This window comes from Paraburkholderia sp. MM6662-R1 (assembly GCF_050436245.1).
GTDB lineage: Bacteria > Pseudomonadota > Gammaproteobacteria > Burkholderiales > Burkholderiaceae > Paraburkholderia > Paraburkholderia tuberum.
Map to the genome: position 1 here is coordinate 2363002 of NZ_JBNDLV010000004.1, position 15715 is coordinate 2378716.

Sequence of the window (15715 nt, forward strand, 5' to 3'; positions counted from 1 at the left end):
CGCGGGACGCCCACGTTGAAGACGCTCAGTAGTTCGGCGTGGGCATCGTGGACGGCATCTCCATCGCGACACCGAACCACTTTTTCTGCAACGCGGCGAGGCGGCCATCCTTCTGCATCTTCACGAGCGCTGCGTTGAACGCGTCGGCGAGCGGTTTGCTGTCGGCGTCCTTACGCAATGCATACGCGAAGTACACCTTTGCGCCGAACGGCGGCTGCACGACCGCGAACATCTCGGGGCGCTGCTTCGCGACATACGCGATGTTGGTCATCGAGTTCGCTGCCGCGGCGATGCGGCCCGCCGCGAGGTCCGCGTAAGCCTGATTGTTGTCGACGTACTCGCGGATTTCAGGCTGCTTCGGTAGCGTGGCCGCGTAGCTCTTCAACTGGTCCAGCTGCGCGGTGCCTTTGCCCGCGCCGACCGTCTTGCCCGCGATATCCGACGATTGCTTGATCGACGCATCGTTCGCGCGCTTGAGCAGCGCGTCGGTCGCATCGGCGACGGGCAGCGTGTACGTGTAGCGTTCCATGCGCGCCTTCGTGACCGTCAGAGGGCCACCGACCATATCGAACTTGCCCGCTTCGAGACCGGGCAGCACGCTCGGCCACGGCAGATCGATGAAGCGCACCTTGACGCCGATTTCCTTGCCGATCTGCGCGAACAGTTCCTTGTTGAAGCCGGCTTGCTGACCGTTCTCGAGAAAGTCGAATGGCGCGAACTGCATTTCGGTGCCGACCACCAGTTCGCCGGCTTTCTTCACTTTGGCGAGCTGGTCTTCGGCGTGCGCGGCGACGCTTGCCGCGCACAGCGCCAGCATGACCAGACGACATTTCCAGCCTGCAAGGATACGCATGGGGTTCTCCGGGGGCGAATTGGTGTTGGGTTGCCGGCGTGTCGAAGTCTTCGTTAGGACCCGCCGCGCCGGCGGCGCGATGCGGGCCTCGCTGGGCAGTATATACCGCGTTTCCGGCGAAAAATAAATGCTCGCTTGAGTAGAGAAAAGCCCTGATCGCGAGGCGTGCGAAGCAACTTGCGGCGCTGCTTTTGGCGGTATATACCACTGCAATACCGATCCTCGAAGGAGCCGCGCGATGGCCGTGACCCGCATTCCGATCATCGATGTCGCCGGCGTGCGCGCGGGCGATCAGCAGGCGCTCCGACGCGTCGCGAAGGAAATTCATGAAGCCTGTACGACGATTGGTTTTTTCTACATCGTCAATCACGGCGTGCCGCAAGCGAAGATCGATGCCGCCGCGCAGGCCGCGCGCACTTTCTTCGCGTTTCCGGTCGACACGAAACGACGCGCGGCGGTCAATCATCGGCATCGCGGCTTCAATGCGCTTGGCGACGCGACGATGTATCAGGCGAAGCGGCCCGATTACAAGGAGTTCTTCAGCATCGGACTCGAACTGCCGGAAGACGATCCCGACGTGCTGGCGGGCCAGGCACTACGCGGGCCGAACAATTGGCCGGACTTCATGCCCGGGTTGCGGCCGGTGCTGTATGACTATTACGAAGCGGTCGGCGCGTGCGGGGCCGATCTGCTGCGCGCGGTCGCGGTGAGTCTCGGCATCGAAGAAAATTTCTTCGCGCCGCGCTACACGAAGCGCATGCAGCGCACGCAAATGGTCTACTATCCGCCGCAGCCGCCACAGTCGGACGAAGATCAGTTCGGCGTCGCGCCGCACACCGACTACGGCTGCATCACATTGCTGTGGCAGGATCAGGTCGGCGGCCTGCAGGTGCGCGAAATCGCCAACGATACGTGGGTCGAGGCGCCGCCCGTCGAAGGCAGCTTCGTCGTGAACGTCGGCGATCTGCTCGCGCGCTGGACCAACGACCGCTTCCGCTCGACGCTGCATCGCGTGATCAATGCATCGCGGCGCGAGCGCTATTCGATCGCGACGTTCTACGATCCGACCTACGGCGCGCTCGTCGATCCGCGTGAGCTCGGCGCGAGCGACGCGCAAAGCAAATATCAGCCGGTCGCCGCGGGCGACTATATCCTCGGCCGCATCAACGATTCGATGGGCTACCGCAAGAAACTCGCCGCGACCGCACAGTAAGGACCTCCTGCATGACAGAACCGAGCATCACCGACGACAAGACGACCCAGACCGCAACCGCAACCGCACCGCTCGCGACGACACTCGAGGCCTTGCGCGCCGCGCTCGGCGTCGACGCGGTGCGCGTCGGCGAGCAGATCGGCGAACGCGCGCTGACCGACTGGACGCGCCACGAGCCGACGCGTCCGGCGGCGCTGCTGATGCCGCGCACGACCGACGAAGTATCGCGTGCGCTCGCGATCTGCCACGCCGCGCATCAGCCGGTGGTACCGCAAGGCGGTATGACCGGACTCGCGGGCGGCGCGATCGCGCGCGCCAACGATATCGCGTTGTCGCTGGAACGCCTGAGCGGCGTCGAAGAGCTCGACGCGGCGTCGGCCACGCTGACCGTACGTGCCGGCACTACGTTACAGGCCGCGCAGGAAGCCGCCGAAGCCGCGGGCTTCGAACTCGCGCTCGACCTCGGCGCGCGCGGCTCATGCCAGATCGGCGGCAATCTCGCGACCAACGCGGGCGGCAATCGCGTGATCCAGTCCGGCACCGCGCGCGACCAGGTGCTCGGGCTCGAAGTGGTACTCGCCAATGGCGACGTGCTCAGTTCGCTCGGCAAGATGGTCAAGAACAACACCGGCTATGACCTGAAGCACTGGTTCATCGGTTCGGAGGGCACGCTCGGCGTGATCACGCGCGCGGTGCTGCGGCTGCATCCGCGACGTGCGGCGCGCAATACGGCGCTCGTCGCGCTCGACGATTACGATGCCGCGGTGAGCCTGTTGCGCCGTCTCGCGACGCGCTTCGGCAACGACATCGGCGCGTTCGAGATCATGTGGCCGGACTTCTACGATTTCGGCGTGAAGCTGACCGGCGCTCGCTCGCCGTTCGACGCCGCGCATCCGCTCTATGCGCTGATCGAACACGCGGGCTTCGATGCCGACGACGCTGGGGAACGTTTCGCCCAGGCGCTGACCGATGCGCTGCAAGCGGGCGCGCTGCGCGACGCGGTGATCGCGCAATCGGTCGCCGATGCGCGCGCGCTATGGGCGATCCGCGAGTGCACCGCGGAGTTTCCGCTCAAGCTCGATCCGATCAACTTCGACGTGAGTCTCCCGATCGGCGAGATCGGCACGTTCGTCGACCGTTGCCGCGCGGCGCTCGATCAGCGCTGGCCCGGCAACGAAGCGTATTTCTTCGGGCATATCGGCGATTCGAATCTGCATTTGACCGTGGATGGTCATTCGATTCCGGGCGTCGAACATCACGCGGTCTATGCGTTCGTCTACGAGATGCTGAGGCCGTTGCGCGGGTCGGTGTCGGCGGAACATGGCATCGGTTCGCTGAAGCGCGAGTTCCTGCCGATTTCGCGCTCACCGGCCGAGCTTGCGGCGATGGTCGCGATCAAGCGTGCGCTCGATCCGAACGGCATTTTGAATCCGGGCAAGCTGTTCTGAGTTTCGATGAGAAGCAAATCAACGACTTCTCCCTCGCGTGCAAGTCCGCCATATTTTCACGATCAGCACATAAAGAACGATCGCCACAATCAGATCTATGGCCGTCATTGCGGCGATGTAAAGCAGTTCATAGTCGGCCACTTCGACACGCCGGCTGCTATCAAAATCTCTTGTTTTATGCCTGGCCTTATTGTCCGAATGCGTGGCGCATCGGCAATGCAGCCGTGTCAATGCGCATTCAGATAGCCGACGATCAACGGATAAACATCGACCGCCGCGTTCTTGCCGAAGATGCAGTCGATATGCCCATACCCTGGGATCAGATGCCGCTCGTACGGCTGCTCGGGGAAGCGCTCGCGCAGCAGGTCGTAAGTGCGCGCGGTGCTGACCGGCAGATAGGTTTCGTTCTTCTCGCCGTGAATGAAGCCGATCGGCAAACGCATGCCCTCGAGTCCTTTCATGCCGTCCGCGCCGGTCAGATACACGTCGTCGCCGCGCGCATCGACGACCTGGCCCGCGCGCACCATCGTGGCCAGATGCTGGAACACGGCCATGTCGTGAATGCCGAACAGTTCCTGCAGGTTCGCATGCAGCGCCTCGTTCAGCTTGTCGTGCTCGTAGAGCAGGCCATACAGGAACGTCGCGCGATGACAGATCGGATTGCCGCAGCCCTCGCCGTGATCGAGCGGATAGAGACGCAGCGCTTCGTCGAACAGGTTCGCGGGCCACGAATCTTCCTGCGTATAGGCGGTGAGGTCGCGTATGCGCAGATGCTGCATCAGGTCGGGAATATGCAAGCCGGCCTTGATCCGTTGCAACGTGCCCGGCACCGGATGCGCGGACACCTGCGAAATCACCGCCGAGCGCACGCCGTCGAGCCCATGAAGAAGCGACATGCTGAGCGCGAGGCCGCCCAGGCAGTGGCCGAGTACCTGAATGTTCGGCGCGCCGGTCACTTCGCGAATCTTCGCGACGGCGGCGGGAATGTCCTCGCGCGCGACTTTGTCGACGTTGGTCGGCACGAGCACGCTCGGCAGTTCGATGCTGACGCGCAGATCGACGAGCCACACGTCGTAGCCCGACGCGTACAGATATTCGACGAGGTTGGTCGGTATCAGATCGGTCGAGAAGATGCGGCTCGATACGCCCGAGCCGTGGATCAGCAGGATCGGCTTCGCGGCTTTGCCCGCGGCCGGATCGCAGTAGCGCGTGAGCTTGAGCCGCGTGCGGTCGGGTGTGTCGAAGTACGTGACCTGCGGCGCCGGCGCGCGCAGCGTGCGTTTCGCGCGCGGCGGTATGTATGGATCGTAGAACTGCAGCGGCGCGGCCACGCCGCCGTATTCGGTGAACAGCACGCCCGCGAAGAACTTGCCGAACTTCAGCGTCCATTCGAGGCGCGTCTTCAGGTCGGGCGCGTGTGTGACTTCGAGCGTGCGTTGCTGCTTCAGGAAGTTTTCGGGCGTGATGATCAGCGTCGCGGTGCCGACGATGGGCGCATCGTCCTGCGCCGCGGCGCGAATCTCCGCATACAGCGTGTTGGTCTGCTCCCACAGGTTGATCGGCGACGTGCGCGTGATGATCTTCTTGCCGGTCAAATACCAGGTGTTGCCTTCAACCGCGTCGAGCGTCATCCGGTAGTTCATGTTGCGTTCGTCGACGTCGGATGCGTCGACGACGAACAGGTTGAAGGTGCCGTCGCTGATCGTCAGCGGTTGGGCGGACAGGGCGGGGCAGGTCAGTGTGCCGGCGGTGCGCGCGAGGTGATTCGGGTTGCTCAGCATGTCGGCGAGATCGTCGGACTCGACCGTCAGCGTGAATTCGATCGCGCTCTTCGCGGCTTCGCCCGCCATGCTGGGCGTGTAGGTGCCGACCATCGTCTCGGTGAAGCGCAGGCCGATCTTCTGTGCGGGCGGCGCGGCGGCGGTGCCCTTCGAGATGTAGTCGATCGACCAGTCGTGCGCTTTGGCCAGTAGCGCGCAATTGCGCTCTGCGAGCGCGGAGATGGTCAGGAGCGGATTGACGCCGAGCGACATCGGCATCACCGCGCCGTCCATCACGTAGAGGCCGTCGTGCACCGCGACGCCGGCCGTGCTGCTGAACACGCGGCCCAGATGATCGACCACGCCATGCGCGGCGTCCTCGCCCATGCCGCAGCCGCCGAGCGGATGCACGGTGACGGTGTGCCGGCCGGCGATCTTCGTCGAAATCGGGTTGCGCAGATATTTGCCGCCGAGCGGTTTGGTCGCCTCGATCAGCACGTTCTCGATGCTCTGGAAGATCGGCTGGCGCCCCGCGTTTTTCCATTCGATGCGCGCACGGCCTTTGTCGCCGACCGTGATGCGGCCGCTTTCGTCGTCGTGCGCCATCACGAGGTAGCTTTGCGTGTGATTCAGCGCACCGTGGTACGGGCCGCGGATCAGGCTTTCGAGCGCACGCGCGTCATAACTCATGCGCTCGAGCAACGACGGGGCACCAGCCGCATCCACGCCTTCGAGCGGCGCGAGCGCGCCGAGCATGCCGACGAGCGCCTCGCCGACCGCACCGGCCAGCGAGCCTTCCTCGATCACATAGCCGTCCTTGACGTTTTTCTCGTCGGCGCGATTGTCGATCAGGCCGGTGATGGTCGGCCCGACCGGCGGAATCTGCCCCGGCTTGTGCTCGCCCCAGCCGACACCGTTGATCGTGTCGCTGGTGTTGTACGCGAAGGCGAGCACGTCGCCGTTGCCGGTGAAATGCTGGCCGAGCATCTCCGACGTGCTCAAGCCCGCATCGCGCGAGCGCAGCAGCAGCGCGGTCGAGCCGATCGTGCCCGCCGCGACGATGACGACATCGGCCAGCACGAACAGATCGGGCGCGTCGTAGCTTTCGCGGCCGAGCTTCACGAGCTGGAAGTTGAGCTTCCATTGCTGCGTGTCGGGATCGCGCAGCACCGAATGCACGGCCGTGCCGGTGAAAATCTGCGCGCCGTGGGCGACCGAGTCGGGCAGATAGTTCATGTGGGTCGAATTCTTCGCGTCGTAGTTGCAACCGGAGTTGCAATCGCCGCAACCGACGCAGCGCTGCTGCTCGACGCCGGCCGCGTTCGGGCCGTCCTTGAACGTGACCGTGATCGGCGGACGACTGAAGCGGTCGGCCATGCCGAGCGCCTGCGCCGATTTTTCGAGCGCCTGCAGCTTCGGCAGCGGCGGGAAGTCGTCGGGCACCGGCGACGGTGACAGCATTTTCCAGGCGAGCGCATAGCCGTCGTCGCGTCCGGCTTGGTCGGCGCGCAGCGCGGCCGGCCAGCGCGGGTCGTCCCACAGGCGCGGATCGGCCTCGAGCGCGACGTTCGCATTGATCAGAGACGTCCCGCCGAGCCCACAGCCCACCACCGCGTTGACGTCTTCGTTCACGTGCACTTCGATCAGCGCGAGCGGCGAACCGATCTGCGCCTCGGCCGTGTTGTACTGGATCTGCTCGACGCCCTGCACGGGCGTGCGCGGATACTCGCCGGCCATGAATTCGCGGCCGCGCTCGAGCACGCACACGCGACGGCCCGCGCGCGCCATGCGGCTCGCGGCGATCGCGCCGCCGTAGCCCGAGCCGATCACGACCACCTCGTAATGCCGTTGCAGCGCCGTCGGCGCGCTCGATAAGCGGTTCATCAGGACCACCTCGTCTGGAATCGGATGCGGGGAACGGAAGCTCGACTTCGGAACAAAGACGGCGTGCTGCGGGAGCTTTTTTATCGTAGGCGGAATATCGGCGCAAAAAAAGCGCGCCGTGGAGGGCGCGCCGAAGTCGTAGCGTGCGACGTTCAGGGCGGCACGCCCGGCCGGCCGTTGCCGGGTGTACCCGGCCGTACGGGCATGCGCACTTATCGCGCTTCTTATGTGGCCTGTTGGTTATCCGAACTATTACGCGGCCACTTCATGGAATTCGCTATCGCTCGATTCCGCCGCGAGCAGATTCAGCGCAACCAGAATCGCCGCGCGATTGTCGACGTCGATCTCGATGCCGAGCGCGTCGGTGAGCCAGCGGCCGAGCTTGGTGTTGGAAAATTCCTCGGCGCCGGCCGTCTTTTTCATGGTGACGCCGAGTTTGACGGCGCGATAGTGATAAGAGGGCACCCGATGCCGAGCCGCGACCGCCGAAAGCCCGCCTTTGCCTTCGGAGCACCAGCCGAGGCTGCCGGCCAGCACGATCCGCTCGGGTTCGTCGAGCCCTTCGATGAACTCGCGTGCCGCGCGCCGCACGCGCTGTTCGTCGAGGCCGTATTGCAGCAGCACGCTTTCCACCGGGTCTTCGAGCGCGTGCGCGTGCAGATCGATTTCCTGCGCGACGCCCTCGGTCTCCATCGACACATTGCGCTGATGGCACGCGCTGCGCAGGCAGTCGATCAGATAGCGGCGGAAATACGCGCATACCGCGTAGCTGTTGGACGGTGCGCTGTCGGCGCGCGCGTTCGTTTCGGTGTGGCCGGGCGCGAGGCGCAACACCTTCGCGTAGATGAACTGAGCGACCAGTTCTTCCTTGTCCTCGCCGAGCGCCTGCAATTCGAGCGGGTGGTAGGTCCGCAACGCGCGCTTGACCAGTTCGACCATCGACACCATTTCGTCCGCTGAGAGCCGGGTGCGCCTGCGCCACAGATCGGGGAGGATCGCGTCGTCGAGTTGGCGGGCGAACTCGTAGCTCGGGACTGCGCCCATGGAAAACCTCCGTCGATTGGCAGGGAGCGCGGCGAGCCGCGGCGCGTGGGCCGCGAGTCGAGGGAAGGTGGTTGAAATGCCGCGCTGAAACGTGAATGCAGTATGGTTCGCGGCAAGGCCGTCGCCTATATGGATTAAGTGTTAGCCGATGGGTAAACTGCCGGGTAAACCTTCCGGTGGATTGCTGACGATTCGTCTGAAGAGCGGGCATTCGCCGTAGAATAGACCGCGCGGGCGGCGCATTAGGTCGCCCGAATCGACCCGCGATTGCCACGAAGTGCCGGAGCGCCGCTGCTTCGTCAGTGTTTCGTCTCAACGAAGTTGCCATGCCCCCGCGATAAAGCTGCGTGGGATCGGCGTAAGCGCTAAAGCGCTCACGCCGATCGACAGAGGAGACCGCCCCATGCGGGCCGACCCGATCCAGCGTGCCATCGACGAAGACCTCGTGCGCGTGCTCTACGCGCAGGATCCGATCGCGTTCTTTTCGCACTGGTTTTCGATCGCGGTGCTGGTGGCGATCTACTGGCCGCATGTGCCGGCCCCGCCGCTGTTTATCGCGTGCTTCGTTTTTTATGCGCTCGCCAATTGCGCGGGCCTGGCGCTGTGGATTTGCAATCGCCGCTATCCGCAGCTCGTCTCGCCGCGCGACTGGATCTATCTGCACGCGCTGCGCGGCGTGCTCCTCTATAGCGGGCCGGGCTTCGCGGTGTGGTTCGCGTTCCAGAGTCCGCAAACCGATCTGCCGTTATTGCATACCGTACTGCTGGTGACGCTCGCGGCCGGCGTGTTCATGTCGAATGGATTCGATCTCCTCAATTTTTCGACCTCGATTCCGTTTCTGCTGCTGCCGTCGATCGTGCTGCATTTCGGCTCGCATACGTTCGATCGCACGATTCTCGCGATCGTGCTCGCGTTCTTCTTCTGCGCGATCAACGTCTACGCGATGAGCTATCGCAAGCTGTTTCGCCAGGTCGTGCAGGCGCGTGTCGATCAGCAATACCTCGCGGAATCGCTGGCCGCGCAAAAGCGCGTCGCCGAAGAAGCGAGTCTCGCGAAGACGCGCTTTTTCGCGGCGGCAAGCCACGATCTGCGTCAGCCGCTGCATGCGATCGGCCTGCTTGCGGCATCTCTGAACGATCCGGCGGCGACGCCCGCGCAGCACGCGAAGACGGCCGGGCACATCGTCTATAACGTCGAGGCGCTCAATCAGCTGTTCAACCAGGTGCTCGATCTGGCCCGGCTCGAAAGCGGCGTGACCCAGGTGATCCGGTTGCACTTCCGGCTCTCCGAGCTGTTCGAACGGGTCGGTAGCCAGTATCGTCCGCAGGCCGCGGCGAAGGGGCTCGCGCTGCGCATCGCGCCTACGACGATGGTCGTCTACGACGATCCGGTGCTGCTCGAACGCGTGTTGAGCAATCTGCTGTCGAACGCGGTGCGTTATACGGAGCAAGGCGCGATCTGGCTCGGCTTCCGGCGCGCGGGGCGACAGAAGGGCGGCTATATCGAGGTGCGCGATTCGGGCGTCGGCATTGCGCCGCAAGAGCACGAGCGGATTTTCGAGGAGTTTTACCAGGTCGAGAATCCGCAGCGCGACGCGCGTCAGGGGCATGGGCTCGGGCTGCCGACCGTCAGGCGGCTCGTCGGCCTGCTCGGCGGCGAGTTGCAGCTGCGCTCGGCACCGGGGCGCGGCTCGGTGTTCCGCTTTGCGGTGCAGGCGGGCGACGCGAGCGGCATCGTCGCGAGTCTGAACGATTCGGTCGCGGGCGGCCCGGCCGCGCAGGGGCGGCGCGTGCTGTGCATCGACGACGAGCCGTCGATACTCGAAGGCCTCGCGAGTCTGCTCGAGCGCTGGGGCTGCGACGTGCGCGGCGCGCGCGACGAAGCCGGCGCGCTCGCCGCGCTCGCGGACGGCTTCGTGCCCGACGCGGTGCTGTGCGACTACCAGCTCGCCAATCACCGCACCGGCGCGCAGGCGCTGAGCGCGATACGGGGCGTGCTTGCGCGGGAGGGGCACGGCAATGTGGTGACGCTGCTGATCACCGGCGATATGGCGTCGGCGGAGCTGACGGCGCTCGCGTTGCAGGGGATTCCGGTGCTGCACAAGCCGGTGACGCCGGCGCGCTTGCGGCGCACGCTGGAAATGCTGTGGCAGCAGGCGGAGCTCGATCAGGGGCGGCCGGCGGGTGCGGTGGTGTTGGGGGGCGGAGCGCCGGACGACCCAGCGCCGTCGCCCGCCGCGGCCGGCTCGCCGCAAGCCGAAGCGGGCTCAGGGGCGCAAAGCGAAACGCAGCCTTAGAGGCTGGAACCAAGACGGGTTGGGCTTGCGGCGCAGCACAAAGCGCTACAACGTCTTCCCGGCCTCCAGCCATCCATTGATTACGGCGATCGCCGTCGACCGGTTATGCACACCAAGCGCCCGAAAGATCACCGACAGATGCACCTTCACCGTGCCTTCGGCGACGCCGAGATCGCGCGCGATCATCTTGTTGGTCCAGCCGCGATGCACGAGCCGCATGATGTCCTGCTGACGTGGTGACAGGTTCTCCAGCAGATGCTGCTGATGCGGCTGCAGCGACGGTACCTGCGTGACCGGTTCGAGCTGCGGGACGGTGCCGGGGCCCGGCCCGCGGACGGCTTGCGCGGCGGCGCCTGGGGCCAGCACACGTGCCGATCCATCCGCATCGGTGCTCGCCCGCGTCTCGCGCGAGCCGAGCAGACTCAGCGCCTCCATCGGCACATAGGCACCGCCGGACAGCACCAGTTCGATCGCCTTCAGCATCACGCTGGCGGGCTGGCGCTTGGGGACGAAGCCGAGCGCGCCGGCCGCGAGCACCGCGCGCATCTCGTCGGGCGATTCCTCGGCGGACAGCACCACGACCGGCAGCGCCGGATTCGCCTTCAGCAGCGTTTCGAGCGACGTCGCGCCGCTCATGCCCGGCATATGCAGATCGACGATCGCGAGATCGTGATTCGCGTCGGGGCGCGCGGCGGCCGCAAGGGTTTCCCAACTGTCGGCTTCGTCGAACTGGGCGTCGGGATCGAAGCCGCGCAGCATGCCTTTGACGCCTTGCCGGATCAGTTCATGGTCGTCGGCTACAAGAAACTTCATGATGTCTCCGCGAGTCGAGCCCGTCCGTTGAGGGCTGCCGCCGTTGCACATGCCGCAGTTGCAGGCTGCGCAGTTGCGCTGCGACGCGCGTGGCCGGCTGCCGGCATCGTTCGATGCGCTTCGTGATGTTAAGGCAGGTCTCCCGCGCATAGGTTCCGGCTTGCTACGTAGACGAGCCGCGCGCCCCGTTTTTGAAGCGCTGACGCGCACGATCCGGAAGGTTATGCCCGCCGGATCGACACGGGTTCGCGCGCCGCTATCTGACCGCGAACAGCGTCGCATTCATGAGAAGCCTGAAGGCGAAGCCGAGCGACATCGCCGCGCTCACGCCGAAGCACCATAGCGCGATGAACCAGAGCCAGCCCGGCAGTTTGCGGCTGGGCGTCGCGGCAGTGGCGGTGGGAGCCGACGCACTGGCACCCCGCGTTTCAGTGATAGTGATGTTGGTCGCCATGGCGCACCTTGCCTCGAAAGACCCAGTAACCCATCGTCGTATAGGCGACGATGATCGGCAGGATCACCGCCGCGCCGGCCAGCGTGAACGTCTGGCTCGAGCGTGGCGCGGCGGCTTCCCATAGCGTGATGCTCGACGGAATCGCATACGGCCACAGACTCACGAGCAGCCCGAGATAGCCGAGCAGCACGAGCGCCAGCGCGAGCACGAACGGCGTGTTGTGATGGCGCTCGCGCACCGCGCGATGCATGAAGAACGCGCAGATCGCGACGAGGAACGGCACCGGCAGCAGACGGTAGAAGATCCCGTCATGGAACCAACGTTGCGCGATGCCCGCATCCATCAGCGGTGTCCACAGGCTCACGAGCGCGATGAAGCCGAGCAGCACCAGCGTCAGCGGCCAGACCACGCGATGCAGCCGTCGCTGCAGATCGCCCTCGGTCTTCGCGATGAGCCAGCAGCAGCCGAGCAGCGCGTAGGTCGCGACGAGTCCGAGGCCCGTCAGCAGGCTGAACGGCGTGAGCCAGCCGAACGCGTCGCCGGCATAGGCGCCATCGGCGACCGGAATGCCTTGCAGGAACGCGCCGAGCACGATGCCCTGGAAGAACGCCGCGCCCGCCGAGCCGCCGATGAACGCGAGATCCCACAGATGCTTCGTGCGACGCGACTTCGCGCGGATCTCGAACGACACGCCGCGAAAGATCAGGCACACGAGCATGAACACGAGCGGCAGATAGAGCGCCGACAGCACGGTCGAGTAGACGACCGGAAACACCGCGAACAGCGCGGCGCCGCCGAGCACGAGCCAGGTTTCGTTGCCGTCCCACACCGGCGCGACCGTGTTCATCATCAGGTCGCGTTCCTTTCCGTCGGGGAAGAACGGAAAGACGATGCCGATGCCGAGGTCGAAGCCGTCCAGCACGACATACATGAAAAGGCCCAGCGCGATGATCGCGGCCCATACGACGGTTACGTCCATTTTTTCTTTCTCTCGAAGCGTAGGTTAGACGGCGTCGATCATCTGATCGGCGGCGGACAGCGGGCGGCGCGCGGTCTGCGCGGGCGTCGGCCGCGGCAGGCCGTGGGACATCTCGTTCGCCTTGCCGCCAGGCAGCGTGGGACCGGAGCGCATCAGCTTCAGCATGTAGTAGATGCCGGTGCCGAACACGAGGAAGTAGACGGCCACGAACGTCATCAGCGACAGACCGACCTGCTGCGTGGTCAGCGGCGACACCGCCTGCGACGTGCGCATCACGCCGTACACGACCCACGGTTGACGGCCCGCTTCGGTGGTGACCCAGCCGGCCAGCAGCGTGATGAAGCCGCTCGGCCCCATCGCGACGCACAGCCGCTGGAACCACTTCGCTTCGAACAGGCGCCCGCGCCGGCGCAGCACCCAGGCCGCGATCGACATCGCGATCATCAGCACGCCGAGGCCGGCCATGATGCGGAAGCTCCAGAACACGACGGTCGCGTCCGGCCGGTCCTGCGGCGGGAATTCCTTCAGGCCGCGGATTTCGCCGTCCCAGCTATGCGTGAGGATCAGGCTGCCGAGGTGCGGCACCGACACCGCGTAGCGCGTGGTCTCCGCCTTCATGTCGGGGATGCCGAACAGGTTCAGCGCGGTGCCGCCTTTTTCGGTATCCCACAAGCCTTCGATCGCCGCGATCTTCGCCGGCTGATACTTGCGCGTATTGAGGCCGTGCTGATCGCCGACGAATGCCTGGATCGGCGTGAGGATCAACAGCAGCCACAGCGCCATCGAGAACATCTTCTTGACGGCGGGATCGCGCCGGCCGCGCAGCAGATGCCACGCGCCGACCGCCGCGACCACCAGCCCCGCGACGATGAACGCCGCGAGCGCCATATGCGCGAGCCGGTAGGGGAACGACGGATTGAAGATGATCTTGAACCAGTCGAGCGGCACGACATGACCGTCGACGACCTCGAAGCCCTGCGGCGTCTGCATCCAGCTATTGGACGCGAGAATCCAGAAGGTCGAGATCAGCGTGCCGATCGCGACCATCAGCGTCGCGCCGAAGTGCGCCCGCGGACTCACGCGCTGCCAGCCGAACAGCATGATGCCGAGGAAGCCCGCTTCGAGAAAAAATGCGGTCATCACCTCGTACATCAGCAGCGGACCGGTGATCGGCCCTGCGAAACTCGAGAAGCCCGACCAGTTGGTGCCGAACTGATAGCTCATCACGACGCCGGAGACGACGCCCATGCCGAAGGCCACCGCGAAGATCTTCGACCAGAACAGACAAAGATCTTTGTAGTAGGCCTTGCCGGTTTTCAGCCAACGCCATTCGAGAACGGCGATGAAACTGGCGAGACCGATGCTGAGCGCGGGGAAAACGATGTGAAAAGAAACGGTGAACGCGAACTGAATGCGCGCGAGATCGAATGCCGATAGTGCGGAGTTCATGATCCTGTTGTGCGTGATGGCCGCGTGAGCAGACTTACGCGCGTCGACCGATGTCGGTGCGCACTGCGCTGGGCAGATGGCGCAAGAGTAGGGGATCGAAACAAAAAGTGTTGCGATGCGATGTGCGTCAAAAAACCGCCTTGTTTTATGCGAAATACGCTTATCGATGAGGCAAGCCGTTGTTGAATATCAAGTTTCTTTTGGCGGTTGATACGTGGCCGTGTGTGCCTCGTCGCGTGAGCTGCGTCAATCGACCGCGCTGCAGCAATGCGTTTCGCGCAGCCTTGCGCGGCAAGGTCGCGGGCGGTGTCTGTCGCCAGCCGACAATCGATCCATCCAAACCGACTTCGTCGGTGGGCGTGCTGGTCAGGCGATTTTTTTACTTCTACGATGCACGCTGCCGCGTGGCCGTTTCAGCTTTTACTCTTCAGTATTCGTTGCGCATTATCCGTTCGCCATTCGTTTGGCGTTGATATTATTTCGCGGCGGAATTTCTCAATAGGTCATGACTCATAGCCGCATTCGCACGGCGTTCTGTCATGCGTCGCGCGCATGCTTCGTGAGCAGCTTGCGCTTCATCCACCTGCCGGCGACGGCAGACTTCATCGACAAGGAGTCAGCAGATGAGCACGATCAGGACGAAAGACGGTACCTCGATTTTCTACAAGGACTGGGGCCATGGCCGCCCGGTCGTGTTTTCGCACGGCTGGCCGCTGACCGCCGATGCATGGGATGCGCAGATGCTGTTTCTCGGCAGCAAGGGCTTTCGCGTGATCGCGCACGACCGGCGCGGTCACGGCCGCTCGGAGCAGCCGTGGGACGGCAACGAGATGGACACCTACGCCGACGATCTCGCCGCGCTGATCGAACATCTCGATCTGCAGGACGCGACGCTGGTCGGCCATTCGACAGGCGGTGGCGAAGTTGCGCATTACATCGGCCGGCATGGCACGGGGCGCGTCGCGAAGGCTGTGCTGATCGGCGCGGTGCCGCCGCTGATGCTGAAGACCGCCGATAATCCGCTCGGCCTGCCGATCGACGTGTTCGACGGCATCCGCAAGGGCGTCGCGGACGATCGCTCGCAGTTCTTCAAGGATCTGGCCGTGCCGTTCTACGGCTACAACCGGGAGGGCGCGAAGGTGTCGCAGGGCGTGATCGATTCATTCTGGCGCCAGGGCATGGCCGGTTCGATCAAGGGGCTATATGACTGCATCGAGCAGTTCTCCGAAGTCGACTACACCGAAGATCTGAAGAAGATCGACGTGCCGACCCTGGTGCTGCACGGCGACGACGACCAGATCGTGCCGATCGACGCAGCCGGCCGACGCACCGCGGAGATCGTCAAGAACGCAACGCTGAAGGTTTATCCGGGCGGCCAGCACGGCATGTGCACGGTGGAGGCCGACAAGGTCAATGCCGATCTGCTCGAATTCATCGGCGCCTGAGCGAACGTAACGATGTGATCTGTTGAGGGCGCGGGCGGCATACGGACTCCGCTCGCGTCGGACGCCACGCGCCCGCT

12 protein-coding genes are annotated in these 15715 nt (G+C 64.6%); 5 read left to right on the plus strand and 7 right to left on the minus strand.

Going from position 1 to position 15715, the window contains the following annotated elements; genetic code table 11:
- Positions 1 to 25 precede the first annotated feature (25 nt).
- Positions 26 to 853, minus strand: coding sequence for a transporter substrate-binding domain-containing protein (locus OKW39_RS40760; RefSeq protein ID WP_090806118.1), 828 nt, complete (start codon positions 851 to 853; stop codon positions 26 to 28).
- A gap of 238 nt (positions 854 to 1091) precedes the next feature.
- On the opposite strand from OKW39_RS40760, the gene OKW39_RS40765 reads away from it, so the two are divergent.
- A complete protein-coding gene (locus OKW39_RS40765; protein WP_429565238.1) occupies positions 1092 to 2066 on the plus strand; it encodes an isopenicillin N synthase family dioxygenase in 975 nt (324 codons plus the stop codon).
- An 11-nt stretch (positions 2067 to 2077) separates the two neighbouring features.
- Positions 2078 to 3514 (plus strand): FAD-binding oxidoreductase, encoded by a 1437-nt coding sequence (locus tag OKW39_RS40770; protein ID WP_429565239.1) that lies wholly within the window; start codon positions 2078 to 2080, stop codon positions 3512 to 3514.
- A 227-nt stretch (positions 3515 to 3741) separates the two neighbouring features.
- On the opposite strand, the gene OKW39_RS40775 is transcribed toward OKW39_RS40770, so the two are convergent.
- Positions 3742 to 7158 (minus strand): alpha/beta fold hydrolase, encoded by a 3417-nt coding sequence (locus OKW39_RS40775; protein WP_429565240.1) that lies wholly within the window; start codon positions 7156 to 7158, stop codon positions 3742 to 3744.
- A 252-nt stretch (positions 7159 to 7410) separates the two neighbouring features.
- Entirely contained in the window at positions 7411 to 8202 is a 792-nt protein-coding gene (locus tag OKW39_RS40780; RefSeq protein WP_429565241.1) for a hypothetical protein, read from the minus strand.
- Between the two features lie 403 nt (positions 8203 to 8605).
- On the opposite strand from OKW39_RS40780, the gene OKW39_RS40785 reads away from it, so the two are divergent.
- On the plus strand, positions 8606 to 10498 hold the full coding sequence (locus OKW39_RS40785) for a hybrid sensor histidine kinase/response regulator (RefSeq protein WP_429565242.1): 1893 nt from the start codon (positions 8606 to 8608) through the stop codon (positions 10496 to 10498).
- Positions 10499 to 10543: 45 nt separating this feature from the next.
- Here the strand turns inward: OKW39_RS40785 and OKW39_RS40790 are convergent, their stop codons facing one another.
- From OKW39_RS40790 to OKW39_RS40805, 4 genes are all read right to left on the minus strand, one after another.
- Entirely contained in the window at positions 10544 to 11311 is a 768-nt protein-coding gene (locus OKW39_RS40790) for a response regulator (protein WP_429565243.1), read from the minus strand.
- A gap of 256 nt (positions 11312 to 11567) precedes the next feature.
- Positions 11568 to 11765, minus strand: coding sequence for a hypothetical protein (locus OKW39_RS40795; RefSeq protein WP_429334024.1), 198 nt, complete (start codon positions 11763 to 11765; stop codon positions 11568 to 11570).
- Positions 11740 to 12744, minus strand: a complete 1005-nt coding sequence (gene cydB, locus OKW39_RS40800) for a cytochrome d ubiquinol oxidase subunit II (protein ID WP_429565244.1) — start codon at positions 12742 to 12744, stop codon at positions 11740 to 11742. The genes OKW39_RS40795 and cydB overlap by 26 nt, the downstream gene beginning before the upstream one ends.
- Before the next feature lie 24 nt (positions 12745 to 12768).
- Complete coding sequence (locus tag OKW39_RS40805; RefSeq protein ID WP_429565245.1) at positions 12769 to 14193, minus strand: cytochrome ubiquinol oxidase subunit I; 1425 nt, start codon at positions 14191 to 14193, stop codon at positions 12769 to 12771.
- A 182-nt stretch (positions 14194 to 14375) separates the two neighbouring features.
- Here OKW39_RS40805 and OKW39_RS40810 point away from each other — a divergent pair, with 182 nt between their 5' ends.
- Together OKW39_RS40810 and OKW39_RS40815 are read left to right on the plus strand one after the other, a co-directional pair.
- Positions 14376 to 14666 (plus strand): hypothetical protein, encoded by a 291-nt coding sequence (locus OKW39_RS40810; protein WP_429565246.1) that lies wholly within the window; start codon positions 14376 to 14378, stop codon positions 14664 to 14666.
- 150 nt (positions 14667 to 14816) lie between these two features.
- Positions 14817 to 15638, plus strand: coding sequence for an alpha/beta fold hydrolase (locus tag OKW39_RS40815; RefSeq protein ID WP_018420811.1), 822 nt, complete (start codon positions 14817 to 14819; stop codon positions 15636 to 15638).
- The last annotated feature ends 77 nt before the right edge of the window (positions 15639 to 15715 follow it).